This window comes from Pleionea sediminis, assembly GCF_007570825.1.
GTDB lineage: Bacteria > Pseudomonadota > Gammaproteobacteria > Enterobacterales > Kangiellaceae > Pleionea > Pleionea sediminis.
This window is the reverse complement of the sequence record NZ_SUNB01000002.1, coordinates 22,254-39,259: the sequence shown is the minus strand read 5'-3', so window position 1 is coordinate 39,259 and position 17,006 is coordinate 22,254. Positions and strand designations below refer to the sequence as shown.

Annotated in this window: 14 protein-coding genes; 13 read left to right on the top strand and 1 reads right to left on the bottom strand. The window is 42.6% G+C overall.

Annotated elements, in window-relative coordinates:
• The first annotated feature begins 15 nt into the window (after positions 1-15).
• The 12 genes from ispH (at position 16) to secF (ending at position 13,593) form a co-directional block, all read left to right on the top strand.
• The gene (gene ispH / locus FAX86_RS10025; RefSeq protein ID WP_144393281.1) at positions 16-945 is read left to right on the top strand and encodes a 4-hydroxy-3-methylbut-2-enyl diphosphate reductase; all 930 of its coding nucleotides are present in this window, start codon (positions 16-18) and stop codon (positions 943-945) included.
• A gap of 157 nt (positions 946-1,102) precedes the next feature.
• Positions 1,103-1,582, top strand: coding sequence for a GspH/FimT family pseudopilin (locus tag FAX86_RS10020; RefSeq protein ID WP_144393280.1), 480 nt, complete (start codon positions 1,103-1,105; stop codon positions 1,580-1,582).
• Positions 1,583-2,125 carry a type IV pilus modification protein PilV gene (gene pilV / locus FAX86_RS10015; RefSeq protein ID WP_144393279.1) on the top strand — a complete coding sequence of 181 codons (543 nt, stop codon included), beginning with the start codon at positions 1,583-1,585 and terminating at the stop codon, positions 2,123-2,125.
• Positions 2,125-2,847 carry a PilW family protein gene (locus tag FAX86_RS10010; RefSeq protein WP_144393278.1) on the top strand — a complete coding sequence of 241 codons (723 nt, stop codon included), beginning with the start codon at positions 2,125-2,127 and terminating at the stop codon, positions 2,845-2,847. The genes pilV and FAX86_RS10010 overlap by 1 nt, the downstream gene beginning before the upstream one ends.
• Positions 2,844-3,398: a pilus assembly PilX family protein gene (locus FAX86_RS10005; RefSeq protein ID WP_144393277.1), complete on the top strand. Its 555-nt coding sequence runs from the start codon at positions 2,844-2,846 to the stop codon at positions 3,396-3,398. Before FAX86_RS10010 ends, FAX86_RS10005 begins: the two co-directional genes overlap by 4 nt.
• Before the next feature lie 69 nt (positions 3,399-3,467).
• Positions 3,468-7,619, top strand: a complete 4,152-nt coding sequence (locus FAX86_RS10000; RefSeq protein ID WP_144393276.1) for a pilus assembly protein — start codon at positions 3,468-3,470, stop codon at positions 7,617-7,619.
• Positions 7,619-8,059: a type IV pilin protein gene (locus tag FAX86_RS09995; protein WP_164503533.1), complete on the top strand. Its 441-nt coding sequence runs from the start codon at positions 7,619-7,621 to the stop codon at positions 8,057-8,059. Before FAX86_RS10000 ends, FAX86_RS09995 begins: the two co-directional genes overlap by 1 nt.
• A gap of 112 nt (positions 8,060-8,171) precedes the next feature.
• A complete protein-coding gene (gene queA / locus FAX86_RS09990) occupies positions 8,172-9,197 on the top strand; it encodes a tRNA preQ1(34) S-adenosylmethionine ribosyltransferase-isomerase QueA (RefSeq protein ID WP_144393274.1) in 1,026 nt (341 codons plus the stop codon).
• A gap of 35 nt (positions 9,198-9,232) precedes the next feature.
• Positions 9,233-10,354, top strand: a complete 1,122-nt coding sequence (gene tgt, locus FAX86_RS09985; protein ID WP_144393273.1) for a tRNA guanosine(34) transglycosylase Tgt — start codon at positions 9,233-9,235, stop codon at positions 10,352-10,354.
• 27 nt (positions 10,355-10,381) lie between these two features.
• Positions 10,382-10,699, top strand: coding sequence for a preprotein translocase subunit YajC (yajC, locus tag FAX86_RS09980; protein WP_144393272.1), 318 nt, complete (start codon positions 10,382-10,384; stop codon positions 10,697-10,699).
• A gap of 14 nt (positions 10,700-10,713) precedes the next feature.
• The gene (gene secD / locus FAX86_RS09975; RefSeq protein WP_246128568.1) at positions 10,714-12,654 is read left to right on the top strand and encodes a protein translocase subunit SecD; all 1,941 of its coding nucleotides are present in this window, start codon (positions 10,714-10,716) and stop codon (positions 12,652-12,654) included.
• Between the two features lie 12 nt (positions 12,655-12,666).
• The gene (secF, locus tag FAX86_RS09970; protein WP_144393271.1) at positions 12,667-13,593 is read left to right on the top strand and encodes a protein translocase subunit SecF; all 927 of its coding nucleotides are present in this window, start codon (positions 12,667-12,669) and stop codon (positions 13,591-13,593) included.
• Positions 13,594-13,673: 80 nt separating this feature from the next.
• On the opposite strand, the gene ppsR is transcribed toward secF, so the two are convergent.
• Positions 13,674-14,492 carry a posphoenolpyruvate synthetase regulatory kinase/phosphorylase PpsR gene (gene ppsR, locus FAX86_RS09965; protein ID WP_144393270.1) on the bottom strand — a complete coding sequence of 273 codons (819 nt, stop codon included), beginning with the start codon at positions 14,490-14,492 and terminating at the stop codon, positions 13,674-13,676.
• 99 nt (positions 14,493-14,591) lie between these two features.
• Between ppsR and ppsA the strand changes: the two genes are divergently transcribed.
• The gene (gene ppsA, locus FAX86_RS09960; protein ID WP_144393269.1) at positions 14,592-16,970 is read left to right on the top strand and encodes a phosphoenolpyruvate synthase; all 2,379 of its coding nucleotides are present in this window, start codon (positions 14,592-14,594) and stop codon (positions 16,968-16,970) included.
• The last annotated feature ends 36 nt before the right edge of the window (positions 16,971-17,006 follow it).

Sequence of the window (17,006 nt, the reverse complement as noted above, 5' to 3'; positions counted from 1 at the left end):
AAAAGGTTGAATTTGATGGATATTTTAATGGCTAATCCACGCGGATTTTGCGCTGGTGTCGATCGTGCTATCGAAATTGTCAATCGAGCGATCGATGTGTTTGGTGCGCCTATCTATGTTCGACATGAAGTGGTGCATAATAAGTTTGTGGTTGACGGATTACGTGAAAAAGGAGCTATTTTTGTCGAAGATGTGGCCGAAATACCTTCAAATAGTATTTGTATCTTTAGTGCTCACGGTGTCTCTCAACAAGTTCGACAAGACGCTGAGCAGAGAAACCTGAAAGTATTCGATGCTACTTGCCCGTTAGTGACCAAGGTTCATATGGAAGTTGCCCGCGCAAGCAAAAAAGGCGAGGAATGCATTTTGATTGGTCATAAAGGACACCCTGAAGTAGAGGGAACGATGGGGCAATATGACAATTATGATGCAGGAATCTATCTCGTCGAGACGGTTGATGATGTTCTAGCGTTAGAAGTTGCAGATCCGGACAAACTTCACTTTGTCACCCAGACAACCCTTTCGGTTGACGACACCAAGCGAATTATTGATGCTTTGCAGAATAAATACCCAAATATTCAAGGTCCTAGAAAAGATGACATCTGTTATGCAACGCAAAATCGTCAAGATGCTGTTCGAGAAATTGCCGCTCAAGTTGATTTAGTCCTGGTTGTCGGCTCGCAAAATAGTTCTAATTCAAATCGCTTAAGAGAGTTGGCTGAAAAGCAAGGTACAGTCGCTCATTTAATTGATAATGCTGAAGAAATTAATAAAGATTGGATAAGCGGGGTCAGTAAGGTGGGCATTACTGCAGGTGCTTCAGCTCCCGAAACCTTGGTTCGTCAGGTTATCGAGCGACTTAAGTCGATGGGGGGTAAAGAGGCTCAGGAGTTGTCGGGTAAACCTGAGGATATAGTCTTTGTATTACCTAGTGAACTACGCTAACCAGACGATACTTAGCCGTTAAATGTGACTAAGTTCGCATTGCAAAACAACCACTTAACCGTTTATCGGTAAGCGAAATGCGCTTATCGCCTTCCAGTTGTGTGAAAAATCTCAGGCGTTACTATTAACCTTAGAATTTTCTAAGAGCTAATAGTTTATGCGTAATTTAGGTTTTACTCTTGTTGAACTGATTGTAACGATGGTTTTGATTTCAATTCTTGTTGCGTTCGCAATTCCTTCATACCAAAGCACAGTTCAAGATAATCAGTTGGTTGCTTGTTCGAACAAGCTCGTTACAGCAGTTCAGTTTGCTAAATCAGAAGCGGTGACGCAAAGAATGGCGTTTAGTGTCGTGTATTCAGAGGCAAATGGGAAGGTAAGCTATCAAGTTGGCCCGGATGCAAATCAGGACGGAACTTTGGATTCTGTAGCCCAAGCGTTTTCTTGTGACAGTCCTGACATTGCGGTAAGCATCAGTGGAAATAACACATTTTTGACCTTTGGTACTTCTGGGTTTAGGGCGGATCCGAATGGGATACTAGAGTTTACAACCTGCAGTAAGAATGGTTATGGAAAGATCGTCAATGTCTCAATGGGGGGATCTGTTTCCTCCAGTAACGCTGAGGGAGGCTGTTAAATGCTTTTTAAGGTTAAAGGTCTTACTTTAATTGAAGTTTTGGTCGCTGTTTTAATTTTAGGAATCGGGCTTCTTGGAGTCGCTGCGTTACAAGTGACTAGTATTGGCAGTAATCATTCGGGTTATCTTCGAACACAAGCTTCTTCGATAGCGCATGAGTTAGCTTCGCGAATAAGGGGAGCCAAGTTTGTTGTGTACAATACTGATGCAACCTCTTCAGACGTAGTCGCGGCTTATACCGGAGCGCCTTACGCCTGCGAAAACGCTGTAACTAACTGTAACACAGGAAGTTGTAGTATTCAGGAGTTGAGAGATTATGATCATTGGGAAATATGTTCTAGGGCCTCTGACTTGCTGCCAGATGGAGAAGTTTATGTTGACAATCCTGCATCAGACAGAATCCGAATCGCCGTCGCTTGGACTCCGGTAGAAACAAGAGAAGATACCGGGCAAGGTTCAACGGACACGTTTATCAACGTTACATGCGAAGATGTTGGCGTTCCTGCTAACCAAGACTGCGTTTTACTTGAGGTGATTCCGTAATGAAGACTCAAACGATTAATTTTGTGAAAGTTCGCGGATTTAGTCTCGTTGAGCTAATGGTAGCGGGTATTCTCGGCCTGATTTTACTTGGCGGTGTTGTTTCTGTATTTGTCGGCTCGAAGACTTCTTACTCGATGCAAGAAGAGCTCGCTAATGTTCAAACTGATGGTCGTTTTGCGATTACGTACATGGAGCGTATTGTGCAGAACTCTGGTTGGTTTGGTGGCACTGCTGGTTCTACTACCGCTATTAATGCAGCAAACACCAGTGATGATGGCTCTGATTTTGACAGGCTTTCAACCTTGATGTCGGATATGACAAACACCTTGGATTGTAATGGAGCGAATGTGGCTTCAGGTGATGTGATTAGTAGTTTCTACGTAGATGAAGGTAGCTTGATGTGTCAAGGAACAGGTGGGGGTGCTCAACCTGTCATAAGTAATGTTGTTAGCTTTCAGGTGTTGTACGGAATTGATACGACGAATGACGGGGTCGTTAATCAATACGTTAATGCAGGTTCTGTAACCGATTTTTCGAAAGTCTATGCGGTAAAAATAGGCTTATTGATTCAAACTCCAAACAATGTTGTTGATGAAAACGTTGTTCAAGAATACACGGTTCTCGACAGAACCTATAATTTCGAAGATCGTCGTTTAAGACGGGCATTTTCGACAACTATTCAAATTCCCAATCAAGCTTACGGAACGGTGCGTATTTTATGATGAAAAAGCAAGATGGTGTTGCGCTATTTATTGCGTTAATTTTGTTGGCGGTTCTAATGGTAATCGGCGTCGCTTCGGTTAGAAATAGCACTTTCCAAGAGAAAATGTCGATTAACTTGCATCAATTGAATTCAGCCAGAGCCGCGGCAGATACAGGATTTTCTGCGTTTTTAAATTTAACCGAGTCACAAGATCGGACTGCAGACGATAGCATATTGCAGCGAATGCGTTTATCGGGTGTTGTTGACTTTTGTGTAAGCTCTGATGGCACAGAAACAGAAGTAGGGAATGATGATACCTGTCTCGACACGCCGGTTGATGGTCAAGCTATTGCAAGTGCGCGTGTAACAGTTACGAATAAAGGCTGTGACCCAACTTTTTGCATCGGTTATTCGCAGGGCGGTAGTTTCGCTTGTCGAGGAGTATTAGTTACAACCGGAGGAAATGCTGCCGGTATGGCGAGTGGTGTCGAGTGGCATGGTTTTGAAGTAACTTCTTTTTGTGGAACAGGTGCTGATGAAGCTGCCAACACCTCTGCAAGTACGCCTTAATTAATTTATAGGCAGGTATTGGAAGTTTAGTTTTGATTTATGAGTAGTATATTCCAAGTGGTGATTTAGATGAAACGTTTAACAAAAGCATTGCTCAATAGAGTGCGTGAATTGAAAGTTGTCTTTTTGATTTCGATTTACAGTGTGTTTGCAACTAGCGCAAGCTGGGCGGATGACACCGAAATATTTAGAGCTCCTGTTACTGAAGATGCGGTTATTCCGAATGTATTATTTATTTTTGATACATCAGGAAGTATGAATCGTAATGTTACAGGGACTGACGACGACCGAATTGATGTTATGCGCGATGTTATGCTGGAATTTATTACTAACATTAGTAACTTAAATATTGGTATGGCTCGATTCAGTGTTCCTGGCGGGCCTATATTATCCGGAATCGTTAACGTAAATTCTCCATCGGATCCTTTGGCGATGTCGACGGTTTCAGCAAATTGGGATGACGTAACACAAGAGCTTAAACCTGGTAATAACGGCAGAGTCTTACCCTATGAGCCTTATTTGGAGATGGGAGCGGTAGACCAGGAATTGACAGGTTTACGTTTTCAAAATGTAAACATTCCACAAGGCGCTAAAATCACCAAAGCGACCATTACATTTTCGAGTTACAAAGGCTCCGATAATAAGACAGGTAATTTCCGAATTTATGGTAACCGATTAGCCAATGCGCCTGATTTTTCTGCTGCGCCACCCGCTAATCGAGCATTGACCGCCAGCGCTGTTTCCTGGGAGCCCGGTGTGTGGGAGGCTGTTGATTTAGATGCTGATCCCGAAGCGCCGCCGGAAACCTATTCAACGCCTGATTTAACGTCTGTGGTTCAAGAAATTGTTAACTTGGGCACTTGGTGTGGCGGCAACAGTATGTCATTTTTAATTGCTGGTAACGGCTATCATCCTGTTATGGCTTATGAGCAGAGCTCTCTACAAGCTCCTCGTTTAAGAGTTGAATTTGATAAAACCATTCCTACTGGAGCAACGGGGTGTTTCCAGAATAAAGCAGTGAGTCAAATTGCACAGAGCGAGCATGATTTTGAACGGTACGATGATGGCAGCTATAACGGAACCTCGTCAGATCTTGACCTAAAAAGAAACAGTGACAAAACTCATGCTGGATTTTATTTTGAAGATCTTCCTATTCCAAATGGCGCGGTTATTTTAGACGCTCGTCTTGAAATTACATCACGAGATTCGAGAGCAAACACTGCTAGCGGCTTGGTGCAAGTGGTTAATAATCCTAATTTAACCTTTAGTTATGATAATGTGTATAACGGCACTAGAACTACAGGAGTAACTTGGAACTACAATGCGTGGGAGGAGAATGTAGCTGATGTATCACCGTCATTCGCTACCGATTTGCAAACGGTTGTTAGTAATGCGGCATGGCAGTCGGGCAATCCTCTGGGAATTGTTCTGACGATTAATTCGGGGCAGCGAGAAGGGCATACGTTTGATAATGATCCATTCCGAGCTGCTCGATTACTTGTGAGTTACGTTGGAGCCTACAATGGTACTGGTTACACTAAACGAGATGAGTTGAGAACGGTGGTTCAAGATTTCCAAGCGCAAGGTAATACTCCCATTAGTGATACGTTGGCCGAAGCAGGCTTGTATTATCGAGCTGAAAAAGTGACTTATGGATTAGTTCGGGGTAATCCTCCTAGTAAAAACGATCGTGTTAGTGCTGCCAATAGTTTTGACTCAACCGGTGTCATTTGGCGAGATCCGGATTGTGATATTGAAGTAGATCCATCGGGAAATAAGTGCGCTTCAGAGCATATTCAAAACAACCCTAATTATAAATCACCGATACAGTCGGGTTGTCAGAAAAACCATATTGTTTTACTAACTGACGGTGCTCCAACAACTCAGGATCGCGGTACTATCGATATTTACAATCGTTGGACAGGTGGCGGTACTTGCGCCTGGAATGATGCAGGAAAGGACTGTGCCAAGAAAATTGCAGAATTTATGAATAAAAATGACCAAGCGAGTTGGGTGGCTGGCAAACAAACTGTAACCACGCATACTATTGGTTTTGATTTTAACTCTGAATTTTTAGGTGAGCTAGCCAGTAAAGGGGGCGGTCTATATAAAACAGCCAATAGTCGAGATGAATTATTAGAAGCTTTAGAGTCAATCGCTGCAACGGTATTGAAGACCAATGCTACCTTTGTTTCTGCTGGTGTTACGGTGAACCAATACAATCGATTAACTCATAACGATGAATTGTACTTCTCTCTATTTGAGCCGACATCAACAGTGACTTGGCCTGGAAATATTAAACGCTATCGATTAGGAGAGCATCCATTAACGAGTGAGACAGTCGTACTGGACCAAAATGGCGAGCCAGCGGTTAATTTGATCGACGGTGAATTTCAGGATACGGCGAGTAGTTGGTGGTCGACAGAGACTGATGGAAATGAAACGACCAAAGGTGGTGTTGCCTCTCAAATGACATTACCTAGAAATATTTATACGAATGTCAGTAGTAATGAAACCATCTTATCGAAACTCGATACTAGTAATGGAAACGTAACAGCAACAATGCTAAACGCTATTAACAATACAGCCCGCGCGACCTATATCAATTGGGCTCTTGGTTATACCAATGGTGATACGACTCTAGGCGCTCATAATGTTATCGGAGATCCGCTTCATTCGAAGCCAACGCTAGTGTCTTACCAGACCGGTGAAACGGCGGAAGGTGTTGCGATTTACCGGTCTGTTATATTCGTTGGAACGAATCACGGTTACTTACATGTTTTTGATGCTGCGACTGGACAAGAAATTTGGTCATTTATGCCGAAAGATCTGCTAGGTAATATTAAGTCGGCCTATGAAAACAGCACTTCGACAGATCATCTTTACGGAATGGATGGAACTCCTTCAATTTATGTGGTTGATAAAGATGGAGATGGTGCGATCGATGCTGATGAGAAAGCTTACTTATATATTGGTATGCGGCGTGGTGGAAATAATTATTACGGTTTTGATATATCGACTTTAACAAGCCCTGACTTGATGTTTAAAATTGATCCAACTAAATCTGGTTTTGGACAATTAGGACAAACGTGGTCAAAACCTATTGTCGGTAAAGTTAATCTCCCCGGAATCGATGTAAACAATACTGAGAAACTTGTTCTTGTCTTTGGCGGCGGTTATGACACGGATCAAGACACCAAAGCCGAAGCGTCAGTCACAGATGATGTTGGAAATCGAGTCTATATTGCCGATGCAATAACGGGTAATCATTTGTGGGATAATACAAATGCAAGTCAAGCGGCATCTCCTGCGGGTGACGCTACCTCTGGTTCAGCGCTAAATTCAGTTCCTGCAGATGTTCGAGCATTTGATTTCGATGCCGATAGGATGTTGGATTATATCTACGTGGCTGATACTAAAGCGCAGTTATTCCGGTTTGATATCGATAATGACAATCAAACGATAACGGGTGGACGTATTGCTCACCTGCAGAATGATTCGACGCCGCTGAATAATCGTCGTTTTTATAATGCACCGGATGTCTCTCTTAACGTTAATAGTAAGACTGGCGAGTTCTATTTCGCTGTAGCAATAGGCTCCGGTTTGAGAGCTGGCCCGCTTGATGTGACCGTTGACGATCATTTTTATGTGGTTCGAGATACAGGAGCGCTGAGTAATAAGTTTGATATGGATGCTGAATTAGCAGACCTTGTTGACATCTCTAATATGTTAGGTGATAGCGACAGTGATGGTGAAGTAGACTCAACAGCTGCAATAGAAAATGGGAAAAATGGTTGGTACATCAACTTTGAAGAGGGCACGGATGGAGCTGGTAATGACGTGCGTAAAGGTGAAAAAGTGTTAGCATCGTCAGTAACGGTGGGTGGTGCTGTTCTGTTTACCACTTACATTCCTCCTAATGATTCAGAGGATGATGTTTGTGCGCCTGCAATCGGTAGTGCGAGGGTCTGGGGGGTTAGTATCGAAAATGGCGAACCATTTGTCGATGTGAATGGTGACAGTTTAGTAACCGGAACCGACCGTTATCAAGACGTAACAAATGCTGCCGGTATTCTTCCTGAGCCAAACATCATCATTACGAACAATGGTTTCATTGGATGTGTTGGCCGGTTGTGTGGAGGGGATTCCCCCGTTGATCAATTCATTAAACAAACTCCTGCAAACGTAATGCCTGTGAAATGGCGGAGGGTCAATCAATAATGTCATATATAATTCGAAAGAGTGGTTTCTCCCTGATTGAGTTGCTCATAGTTGTTCTGATAATTGGGATTATTGCCGCATTTTCATACCCAGTTTACGACAGATATATTACTCAAGCGAAGCGAACAGACGCTATGGGTGCTGTACTGACTGCAGTAAACGCGATGGAAAAGCATCGTGCGGCAAGAATGAGTTATGTTGGTGCGGCGGTGGGTACTACATTTAATGGTTCAGTACCTCCGGGAGACCCGACTCCTTACTATACCCTTGAGCTTACTGATTTGGGAGCATCGACTTACACCATCACGGCGAGACCAATTAACGAGATGGCAAGTAAAGATGGTTTCATTAGGATTGATCATACAGGCGCGAAAACTTGGGAGGATAAAGATGGAACTGAGTATCCTTGTTGGCCGGAGAGTGGAGGCAACTCCTGCTGATTTTTGTTTAAGCTTTTCATGGCCGCATTAGCGGCCATTTTCTTTTGTGAAACTCGTCTTTTAGGGTCTTTTCAGGTAGAATTGCGCCACATTTTAGTAGCGTATTTGATCTATGCACCTTTCTGATTTTCACTTTGAATTACCCGACGAATTAATTGCGCGATATCCCACTGAAGAGCGGGATGCGAGCCGCTTACTTCATGTCTCGAGCGATGGGCAGCATCACGATCGGGTGTTTAAAGATCTGGTTGAGCTTATATCTCCCAATGATTGTTTAATTTTTAATAACACCAAAGTTATCCCTGCGAGATTATTGGGTAAGCGAGAGTCTGGCGGCAAAGTTGAGTTGCTCGTGGAACGCGTGACTGGAGAATTTGAGTTTTTATCTCAAGTTAAATCGAGTAATTCATTAAAACCCGGAGCGATAATTCAAGTAGGTGACTATCTGCTTTCTGTGATCGAACGGCAAGGCTTGTTTTATCATTTAAGCTCTGGTCCAAGCGTGCCTATTTTTGAAGTGCTGGAAAACGAAGGGCATATGCCTTTACCACCCTATATTGATCGGGCTGATACTGAATTTGATGCAGAGCGATATCAAACGGTTTATGCCAAAGAGGCTGGCGCAGTGGCCGCTCCGACTGCAGGTTTACATTTTACAGATAGCATTTTAGAGAAGCTAAAAAGCAAGGGGGTGCAATGGGATTTTGTGACTTTACACGTCGGTTCCGGAACCTTTGCTCCTGTTCGGGTCGATAATATTGAACAACATCAAATGCATAGCGAATGGTTTAATGTTCCAGAATCTGTTGTTACGTTGGTTAATCAAACCCGTCGTAAAGGCGGCCGAGTGATAGCGGTTGGAACAACCAGTGTGAGATGCCTCGAGAGCGCTTCAGTTGACGGTGAACTCAATCCGAAAACAGGTGATACCAATATTTTTATTTATCCGGGATACGAATTTCAGTGTGTTGATGGATTAATCACCAATTTTCATCTGCCAGAATCCACTCTCATCATGTTGGTGAGCGCCTTTTCTGGTCGATCGGCGATTCTAAAAGCTTACCAACATGCGATTGAGCAGAAATATCGGTTTTTTAGCTATGGCGACGCCATGTTTTTAGAAAAAGCATCACGGTAGTTTCTCAAGATTAAACGATTGTTTGGAGAATTTTTTTGAAGTTTGAGTTATTTGCAACCGAGGGTAGAGCTCGGAGAGGGGAGTTAACTTTTGAACGCGGTAAAGTGCAAACGCCTGCATTTATGCCGGTGGGTACTTACGGGACGGTAAAAGCGGTTTCTCCTGACGAGGTTAAATCAATCGGTGCCGAAATCGTTTTGGGAAATACATTTCACTTAATGCTTCGTCCAGGAACTGAAATCATTAAAGAGCATGGTGATCTTCATGATTTCATGCAATGGCAAGGTCCAATATTAACGGATTCCGGCGGCTTTCAGGTTTTTAGTTTGGGTGAACTGCGTAAAATTACAGAGCAAGGGGTTGAATTTCGTTCTCCAGTGAATGGTTCAAAAGTCTTTTTAGGGCCAGAAGAATCGATGCAGGTCCAGCGCGAGTTAGGATCTGACATTGTCATGATTTTTGATGAGTGCACCCCGTATCCTGCGACTTGGGAAGAGGCAAAAAGCTCGATGGAACTGTCTTTACGTTGGGCGGAACGGTCGAAAAAAGCGCATGAGGGAAATCCCAATGCGTTATTTGGAATTGTTCAAGGCGGGATGTATCAAGATTTGCGTGAAATATCCGCCGCAGGATTGAAAGATATCGATTTCGATGGATTTGCCATTGGTGGATTGTCCGTTGGAGAAACCAAAGAAGAAATGAAAGCGGTTTTGGACTACACCACGCCTTTATTACCCGTTGAGCGTCCTCGATATTTAATGGGGGTTGGTAAACCGGAAGATATTGTTGAGGCGGTAAGACGTGGTGTCGATATGTTCGATTGTGTCATGCCGACCCGAAATGCAAGAAATGGTCACTTATTTACGGCCGATGGCGTTGTAAGATTAAGAAACAGTCCCCATAAAAGGGACACGGGGCCAATTGAAGAAGCCTGCGATTGTTATACCTGTAAAAATTACAGTCGTTCATATTTGCATCATCTTGATAAGTGTGGCGAAATTTTAGGCGCTCGTTTAACAACCATTCACAATTTGCGTTACTACCAACGACTGATGAAGAGTTTGCGTGATGCCATTGAAACAGGTACATTGGCCGACTTTGTAAAAGATTTTTACCAGCGACGCGGTATGGAAGTTCCTCCGTTAGCTGAAGAATAAACAAAAATAATTAGGGGAAATACGAGTATGTTATTAAGTGCTGCAGCTGCTCAGCCTGGTGGAAGCACCATGAGTTTTTGGATCATGATGGGGCTTTTTGTTGTGATCTTTTATTTTTTAATTATTCGACCGCAAAATAAGCGCCAGAAAGAACATAAGAAAATGATTTCTGAAATCGATAAAGGTGACGAAGTGGTTACTGCGGGCGGATTGTTAGGGCGAGTTAGCAAGAATACTGAAAATTATTTAGTGATTACTATTGCTGAAAATGTAGACATCAGTGTTCAAAAGCACGCCGTTACAGCGGTGCTTCCTAAAGGCACTTTAAAATCGATTAAAGAGTAAGAAGGGATCATCAAATGATTTTCGGCCAGACACGACAAATGCCATTAAATACTTTTCCGACATGGAAGTATTTAATGGTGTTATTCATTATCATCATCGGCGGCATTTTGGCTTTACCTAATATTTTTGGTGAAGATCATGCCATTCAGATTTCGGATAAAAATGGAAATCCGATTACGGAAGAGCTGGTCGTTAATATTGATCAGGCCATCAAAGACGGAGGCATCGAAACAAAGAGTTTTGAAGTCGAAGGCAGTCGTGGCTTGATTCGTTTAGTGAATCCAGACGACCAAAATGAAGCAAAACGTATTGCCTTTCAGTTTGTCGAGAATCACAGCAAGCCAGAAATAAAAGAAAATACGGTTGTTGCTGTCAACTTAGCGGCAGCGACACCCAAATGGCTAGCAGACCTTGGTTTTGATCCTATGAAATTAGGTTTAGATTTACGCGGCGGCGTTCACTTTTTGCTTGAAGTCGATATGGATGCCTTGTTCAAAAAGGAACAAGAGCGCGCGATTACGACGATCAAAACAACACTTTATGATGAGCAAATTTATTACAAAAGCGTCAATCCACGAGAGCTCACTTCTGTCATTGCTCAATTTGAATCAGAAGAACTCCAAGAAAGAGCGTTTGCTGAATTAAACACAAATGCACTTGAAGGATTTACCATAACGGATCGGAGCTTTGACGGTCGTTATGAATTGATATTTAACATTACAGAAGCAAAATCTCGAGAAATTCGCGATTTCGCAATAAAGAAAAATATTACAACGCTAAACAATCGTATTAATGCGATTGGTGTTGCTGAGCCATTAGTTCAGCGACAAGGAGCAAATCGAATTATCGTTCAATTGCCGGGAATTCAAGATACCGCGACAGCAAGAAGTATTATCGGTGATACTCGTACACTCGAATTTAGAATGGCGAATACTCGACGTGATGTCGGAGAGGCTCTAAGCGGTCGAGTCCCATACGATTCTGAACTTTTGTATGAATCTGATGGGCGACCTATTTTAGTTTATAAAGATGTCATGTTAGATGGTGAGCATGTGACGGGCGCGGGTTCGAGCCGTGACGAGAAAGGAATGCCACAAATTAATATTCAGCTCGATGGTGCTGGTGGCTCAATTATGGCGAAAGAGTCAGGAGACCACGTTGGTGATGTCATGGCCATCGTTCTAACTGAAGTTGTGCCGATTTTTAAGAAGAATGAATACGGCGACTTTGTCAAAAATGATGAAGGCTCTTTGATAAAAATTGATGAAAAAATTAATAAAGAAGTTGTGAGTGCTGCGACCATTCAAACAACTTTGGGACGAAGTTTTCGTATCACAGGACAGTTTACTCCTCAGTATGCGAGCAACTTGGCGCTTACCTTAAAGTCGGGCTCTTTGAAAGCTCCAATTTATATTGTTGAAGATGGAACCATTGGACCAAGCTTAGGTAAAGAGAACGTTGAAAAAGGAACATTATCGATTTTAATCGGTTTTGTTATGGTTCTAATATTTATGCTGTTCCGCTACAAAGTTTTCGGACTAGTTGCCAACATTGCACTGTTAGTTAATTTAGTTTTAATTATCGGTGTTATGAGTATGATTGGCGCGGTTCTTACTTTACCTGGCATGGCGGGTATCTTGTTAACCGTTGGTATGGCCGTTGATGCCAATGTCCTTATTTTTGAGCGTATTAGAGAAGAGTTAAGAGACGGTATGTCACCCGCTCAAGCCATTCATAATGGTTATGATGCTGCATTCTCTACCATTGCCGATGCAAATATTACTACGGCTATAGCAGCGCTGATATTGTTTGCTATTGGTACTGGTCCTATTGCTGGATTCGCGATCACGTTATTGTTTGGTATTTTAACTTCAATGTTTACTGCCATTGTAGGAAGCCGAGCTTTGGTCAATTTAATTTACGGTGGTAAAGCCGTTAAAAAGCTGGCGGTATAACGGAGAGTAAAAATGACTTTAAATATTCCTTTTTTAAATTATAAAAATATTGCAGTTATTATTTCAGCAATATTAATTATCGTTTCTGGGTACTCTCTATTTCAAAACGGCTTGAATGTCGGCTTGGACTTTTCTGGTGGAACTACCATTCAGGTAAAGTACGATAAGCCTGTTGAATTAGCTCCTATTCGGGAAGCTCTGAAAAACAACAACTTAAATGGCGGAGTCGTTCAATTTTTTGGTTCGTCTCTTGATGTAACCATCCGTTTGCCTTCGGATGTCGGAGTTGCTAATAAAGAACTCGATTTTGAAGTAATGAAGGCATTAAAAACTTATCGAGAAGACGTGACAAAAGTACGACGCTCATTTGTTGGGCCTGCCGTAGGTGACGAGTTAAAAAACGATGGCGGTTTAGCACTTTTGGTCGCTCTTATTTGTATTATGGTTTACGTTGCCATGCGCTTTGAGTGGAAGTTTGCATTGGGTTCGGTTGCTGCTTTGGCTCACGACGTTATTATTGTCGCTGGTTTCTTTTCTGTGACTCAAATAGAGTTCGATTTGACTGTATTGGCAGCGATTTTGGCGGTTATCGGTTATTCGCTTAATGATACGATTGTTGTTTACGATCGTATTCGAGAAAATTTTCTAAAAATGCGAAAAGGTTCTTCTATAGAAGTAATGAACCGCTCTCTGAATCAGACATTGACAAGAACCTTGATTACCTCATTAACAACCTTGTTAGTATTGATTGCTTTGTTCTACTTTGGTGGAGAACTTATTCATGGTTTCTCAATCGCATTAATTGTTGGGGTTTTAATAGGTACGTACTCATCGATTTATGTAGCCAGTGCAGCAGCACTAGCGTTAGGTGTTACTAAAGAAGACTTGATGCCGCCAGAAGTTGAAAAAGAAGGTGCTGATCAAGACGCGCTCATGTAATTGCTAATTAATATTTCTTATCCAACAAAAAAGCCGAACAGTTGTTCGGCTTTTTTATTGCTTGTTTTTTATTGGTAAAGTTAAAACGAAATTCTTTTCAGTCCTGATTTCAACATGATTTTGGTCGCTATCTCTTCGATGGACTTGCTGGTAGTTGTAATAAAGGGAATTTTTTCTTTACGGAACAAGGCTTCAACTTCTCGCACTTCGATCTGACATTGTTTTAGTGATGCGTATTGACTGTTGGCTCGTCTTTCAGTTCGAATTTCATGCAAGCGACTGGGGTTAATGGTCAACCCAAACAACTTGTCCTTATGTTTCTTTAACATGGGCGGTAGTTTTAGATTATCCATGTCGTCATCGGTGAAAGGGTAGTTCGCTACTTGTATGCCAAACTGCATCGCCATGTATAGCGAGGTTGGTGTTTTTCCGCAGCGGGAAACGCCCACCAAAATTAACTCGGCGCGATCGTAATAACGCGTTGTCGCTCCATCATCGTTATTGAGTGCAAAATTAACGGCATCAATGCGTGAGTCGTAATCGCCTTTTTCATCGTAATTGTGGGTTTTTCCGACCCGAAAGCCTGACTTCAGTCCAAGAGCTTCCTCCAGGGGACCAATAAAGGTATGAAAGAAATCCAATACCAGGCCATTACTTTCCATAATAATGTTTCGAATCTCAGGCACGACAATAGTATTAAACACGATAGGCCTCATTTGTCCCGATTGGGCGGCCTCATCAATCGTTTCTTTGGCTTTTATGGCCTTTTTCTCAGTGTCAGTAAATGGCAAAGAGACCTTCTCAAACTCTGCTTCCTCGAACTGGCTTAGCAATGATTGTCCTAGCATTTCTGCTGTTATTCCGGTTCGGTCGGAAATAAAGAATACCGTACGTTTCATATTTTATGTCCATCAAGTACAATAAGGCCCCACAAAGTATCGCCAGAAATTTATCATAAAACAACTTTCTGGCCCAAGGAGAACTTCAGGAGAGAAACTGTGCAAGACTACGTCCTCTGGTATGACGGCTTAGGTATGGATGATGTTGAAGTCGTTGGTGGTAAAAACGCATCATTGGGTGAAATGATTAGTAACCTATCCAATGCTGGTGTCAGTGTTCCTAATGGATTTGCGACAACCGCGTCCGCATTTCGTTCATTTTTAAGCCAAAGTGGCCTGGATGAAAAAATCCACAACGAACTTGATTCTTTGGATGTCGATGATGTCGATAAATTAGCTGAGACTGGTAAAAAAATTCGTCAGTGGATTATTGAAACACCGTTTTTGCCTGAATTAGAGCAAGCGATAGAAGCTGCCTATTTAAAGTTAAAAGGCGATGCTAATGATGAGTTTGCTGTCGCTGTGCGTTCATCTGCGACAGCTGAAGACCTTCCTGACGCTTCGTTTGCGGGGCAGCAAGAAACCTTTCTGAACGTTCGTGGTATCGACAATGTAAAATTAGCTCTGAAAGAAGTGTTTGCTTCTTTGTTTAATGATCGAGCGATTGCTTACCGCGTGCATCAAGACTTTGATCACAAGCTGGTTGCTCTCTCAGCCGGTGTGCAAAAAATGATTCGTAGTGATATCGCAGCAAGTGGTGTGATGTTCACGATGGATACAGAATCTGGCTTCGATGACGTTGTGTTTATTACTGGAGCATTCGGACTTGGCGAAACCGTTGTTCAAGGTGCGGTTAATCCAGATGAGTTTTATGTTCACAAACCGACCTTAAAAAATGGCAAACCAGCTGTGGTACGACGAACCTTGGGCGGAAAAGCGATAAAGATGATTTATAGCGAATCCGACGAACACGGCAAGTCAATTGACACAGTTAGTGTTCCTATGAACGAGCGCCAATCCTATTGTATTAATGATGATGAAGTTGAAGAATTAGCGCGTCAGGCATTGATTATTGAAAAGCACTATCAAAGGCCAATGGATATTGAGTGGGCAAAAGATGGAGCAGATGGCCGTTTATACATCGTTCAAGCTCGTCCTGAAACCGTAAAAAGCCGCGATAGTCGCAACGTGATCGAGCGTTATATCTTGCAACAGCAAGGTGAGGTATTAACGTCTGGCCGGGCGATTGGTCAGCGCATTGGAAAAGGTCCTGCTGCCGTTATTAGCGATATCAGTCAAATGGCCAGCGTGAAACCGGGTGATGTTTTGGTAACTGACATGACCGATCCCGACTGGGAGCCTATTATGAAGCGCGCGTCGGCGATTGTTACTAATCGTGGCGGTCGTACCTGTCATGCTGCAATTATTGCTCGCGAACTTGGTATTCCGGCTGTTGTCGGGTGCGGTGATGCTACTGATCATATTTCGGCGGGACAAGAAATTACCGTGTCTTGTGCCGAAGGTGATACAGGAAATATCTACAAAGGGCTGCTCGATTTTGATGTATCGCAAAATGAAGTCGATAACATGCCTGATTTAGCATTTAAAATTATGATGAATGTCGGTAATCCGGATCGTGCTTTTGACTTTGCTCGATTACCTCATGCGGGTATTGGACTAGCGCGCTTAGAGTTCATTATTAATCGAATGATCGGTGTTCATCCGAAAGCCTTATTGGATTTTGACACGCTTGACGATGATGATTTAAAAGAACAAATTCAAGAGCATATGGCGGGTTACGAATCGCCAAGAGAATTTTATATCGCGAAGTTAGTTGAGGGGATTTCTACTTTAGCTTGTGCGTTTTCTCCTGAAAAAGTGATTGTTCGAATGTCCGACTTTAAATCGAATGAATACGCCAATTTAGTGGGCGGTGACTTGTACGAGCCAGAAGAAGAAAATCCAATGCTTGGTTTCCGTGGTGCGTCTCGTTATATTTCAGAAGATTTTCGCGAATGTTTTAAAATGGAATGCGAAGCGATTAAGCGCGTAAGAAACACGATGGGCTTGACCAATGTTGAAATCATGATCCCATTTGTTCGCACAACAGGCGAAGCAGAAAGAGTCATTGAGCTTTTGGCTGAAAATGGGTTGAAACGTGGCGAGAATGGATTACGTGTCATCATGATGTGTGAGTTGCCTTCAAATGCTTTATTAGCTGAAGAATTCTTGCAACACTTCGACGGTTTTTCTATTGGTTCAAACGACTTAACACAGTTGACGTTAGGTTTGGATAGAGACTCGGGTATCATCTCGCATTTATTCGATGAAAGAAATGAGGCTGTAAAAGTGTTACTCGCGAAAGCAATCAAAGCGTGTAATGATGCCGGTAAATATATTGGGATTTGTGGTCAAGGTCCTTCTGATCATCCCGACCTGGCTAAATGGCTCATGGAGCAAGGAATCGATTCCGTGTCTTTAAATCCAGATACGGTTATCGAAACCTGGTTGTTCCTGGCTGAAAATGAAAATAAATAAACTTCTAAATAAGTTTGACTAACCCCGCTTAAAGCG

Excerpts from the sequence above, each read along its gene's own strand:
- ispH (WP_144393281.1), top strand. The coding sequence starts at position 16 with ATGGATATTTTAATGGCTAATCCACGCGGATTTTGCGCTGGTGTCGAT.
- FAX86_RS10020 (WP_144393280.1), top strand. The coding sequence starts at position 1,103 with ATGCGTAATTTAGGTTTTACTCTTGTTGAACTGATTGTAACGATGGTT.
- pilV (WP_144393279.1), top strand. The coding sequence starts at position 1,583 with ATGCTTTTTAAGGTTAAAGGTCTTACTTTAATTGAAGTTTTGGTCGCT.
- FAX86_RS10010 (WP_144393278.1), top strand. The coding sequence starts at position 2,125 with ATGAAGACTCAAACGATTAATTTTGTGAAAGTTCGCGGATTTAGTCTC.
- FAX86_RS10005 (WP_144393277.1), top strand. The coding sequence starts at position 2,844 with ATGATGAAAAAGCAAGATGGTGTTGCGCTATTTATTGCGTTAATTTTG.
- FAX86_RS10000 (WP_144393276.1), top strand. The coding sequence starts at position 3,468 with ATGAAACGTTTAACAAAAGCATTGCTCAATAGAGTGCGTGAATTGAAA.
- FAX86_RS09995 (WP_164503533.1), top strand. The coding sequence starts at position 7,619 with ATGTCATATATAATTCGAAAGAGTGGTTTCTCCCTGATTGAGTTGCTC.
- queA (WP_144393274.1), top strand. The coding sequence starts at position 8,172 with ATGCACCTTTCTGATTTTCACTTTGAATTACCCGACGAATTAATTGCG.
- yajC (WP_144393272.1), top strand. The coding sequence starts at position 10,382 with ATGTTATTAAGTGCTGCAGCTGCTCAGCCTGGTGGAAGCACCATGAGT.
- secD (WP_246128568.1), top strand. The coding sequence starts at position 10,714 with ATGATTTTCGGCCAGACACGACAAATGCCATTAAATACTTTTCCGACA.
- secF (WP_144393271.1), top strand. The coding sequence starts at position 12,667 with ATGACTTTAAATATTCCTTTTTTAAATTATAAAAATATTGCAGTTATT.
- ppsR (WP_144393270.1), bottom strand. The coding sequence starts at position 14,492 with ATGAAACGTACGGTATTCTTTATTTCCGACCGAACCGGAATAACAGCA.